Annotated in this window: 3 protein-coding genes; all 3 read right to left on the minus strand. The window is 45.5% G+C overall.

Translation table 11 applies throughout. The features are described 5' to 3' along the window. Positions 1-104: 104 nt before the first annotated feature. From tnpC to ACGG90_RS15455, 3 genes are read right to left on the minus strand one after another with little or no spacing between them, the layout of a single operon-like run. Positions 105-1,601, minus strand: a complete 1,497-nt coding sequence (gene tnpC, locus ACGG90_RS15445) for an IS66 family transposase (RefSeq protein WP_390410719.1) — start codon at positions 1,599-1,601, stop codon at positions 105-107. A gap of 23 nt (positions 1,602-1,624) precedes the next feature. Beyond that, entirely contained in the window at positions 1,625-2,005 is a 381-nt protein-coding gene (gene tnpB, locus ACGG90_RS15450) for an IS66 family insertion sequence element accessory protein TnpB (RefSeq protein WP_390410720.1), read from the minus strand. Further along, positions 2,006-2,173 (minus strand): hypothetical protein, encoded by a 168-nt coding sequence (locus ACGG90_RS15455; protein ID WP_183406715.1) that lies wholly within the window; start codon positions 2,171-2,173, stop codon positions 2,006-2,008. Between the last annotated feature and the right edge of the window lie 87 nt (positions 2,174-2,260).

Below are 2,260 nucleotides of genomic sequence, written 5' to 3' on the forward strand. Positions count from 1 at the left end.
GTAAGCACCCAACCAAATGACGTTCAATAATCAAAAGCCCAGTATCTGAGAGGCGATTTTTCCTCTCAGATACTGGGCTTTGATCTTGATCTGCTGCCAGATTCTTATGACTGCTTCCAATTCCATGGCAAATACTGCCCCAGATATTCGAATTTTCGATTCTCGGGATATTGCGCCATTTCATCCAGAACTTCCGTAAGATAAGTCATCGGATCAATTGCGTTGGCTTTGCACGTTTCGATGGTACTCATCAAAATTGCATTAGCACGCGCACCCTCCGGGCTGGTACTAAACAAGAAGTTCTTTCGACCCATAACATAACTTTTCATGTTGCGTTCCGAAGCGTTATTGCTGAAATCCATATCGCCATATTTCATTAGCCTATCAACGTAGGGACGCATGCTTTCGGCATAGGCAACAGCTTTACCCATATTGCTCTTTGGTAAGGCATCACACATATCACACCAAACCCAGAACCGTTTCATTAACGGGGAAAGCTTGCTACGACGACGTTTTCGACGAGCTTTGGGTGACAGCTTTTGCCATTGTGCTTCAAGCCCAAACATCTCATCAAGTAACTTCAATGGAATACTGGTATCTAGCGTCTTGGAGACACGTGCTGCTTCAAAGAACTTGCGACGTACGTGTGCCATGCAGGCAACTCGTTCAATGGACAGCCCGTTGTATCCGGCATACCCGTCACATTGAAGGACACCACTAAAGTTTGCGTATAGTTCTTGGGCAACGCTTTGACTGCGGTGTGGATCATACTTGAAGTACACCATTGGGGTGGCGTTCTTGCGCACTGTGCGGGCAACCCACATGTATGACTTATCCGTTGCCTTACGGCCATTCTCTTTGAGAACTTGAGTTGGGGTCTCATCTCCTTGAAGAAACTTCTGTCGGATCAAGCATTGATGCATCCGATCATAGATCGGCGCTAACAATTCCGCACTATCGATCATCCAATTGCTCAACGTCGTTTCGCTTACCATCAACCCGATGCGTTTCCAGTCTTGAAGTTGGCGATACAATGGTACATCAAGTTCATACTTATCATGAATCACCTTGGCAAGAATCGAGGACGTGGCGACACTGCGCGGAATGACAGCGTTAGGCAACTTTGCTTGAAGAAACTCTGGATCTCCTTCACCGTCAATTCGAACCTTCTTATAAGTCCGGACGTAATAGATGATTTTGACTACTTTCGCTGGAACATAAGTTGCACTAGTACGCATCTCACGACGCCCAATTGAAACTAACTTCCAACCTGGCGCACACTTGCGTTGCTCGTCAGTAATATCAATCGTCTTCTCGATGGTTTCGACTTCGCGGCCAAGCTTCTCGTTTGATTTCTTGTTTTTCTTTCGAGTATAGGCTTTGACATGAGTTTCCTGTTCGGCGGCGGATAAGGCTGCTTGCGCTTGTTCGACCTGTTGGGCAAACAAAGACAGCTGATTAACATCCATAGGTTTCGCATGCTCAGATTTTTGGCCGAATACTTGTTTTCTAAACCACTCAAGCTGAGTTTCTAACTCGTCCACTTTTCGTCTTAACGCAAGCACTTCTTCGTGTTCATCAACTGTTGCTATTTCGCTCATGTCCTCACCACCTTATTGTTGATTTAGACTTTACCACTCCTTTGCTGATTTGAATACGACTTCTTTGGTGGATTTACTGAATGAATCGAAGATTCAATCGACCAACCAGTTAGAAGCCGAGTTAACTGTTGATGGGTCAGCGCCTTGGCGGCGTTTTGATCCATTGGCCACTGAAGCCGACCGTTCTCATAACGCTTGTACAACAACACAAAGCCATCGCCGTCCCAGTACAAAGCTTTAAACCGATCCTTCTTGCTGCCACAAAACAGATAGAGGTTCTGACAGTAGGGATCCAGTTCATATTGTTCTTGGACAATTCCAGCTAGGCCATCGATTCCTCGACGTAAGTCGGTACGACCGCAGACTAAATAGACCTGAGCGATTCGTTTAAGATCAAGAAACATTTAGAACACCGCCTTTAAAAGTGCATCAAGGATGTAGCTGTTGACGCGGTTATAGACGATAACGGTCTTCTCATTACTCAGTTTTATCTGTAGTGCTTTGGTCACCTCCGACTGCCGCGACTTGGGCTGATCCATTTGAAAATGAACAACATCAGGCTTTTCTTCCATACAAATACCTCACCAGTTTGAATTGATGAGGTAAGTGTAGCGCGCTAAATTGTTGCTGAAAATCCGTCATTTGGTTGGGTGCTTACG

It is taken from the genome of Lacticaseibacillus jixiensis, assembly GCF_042847315.1.
GTDB lineage: Bacteria > Bacillota > Bacilli > Lactobacillales > Lactobacillaceae > Lacticaseibacillus > Lacticaseibacillus jixiensis.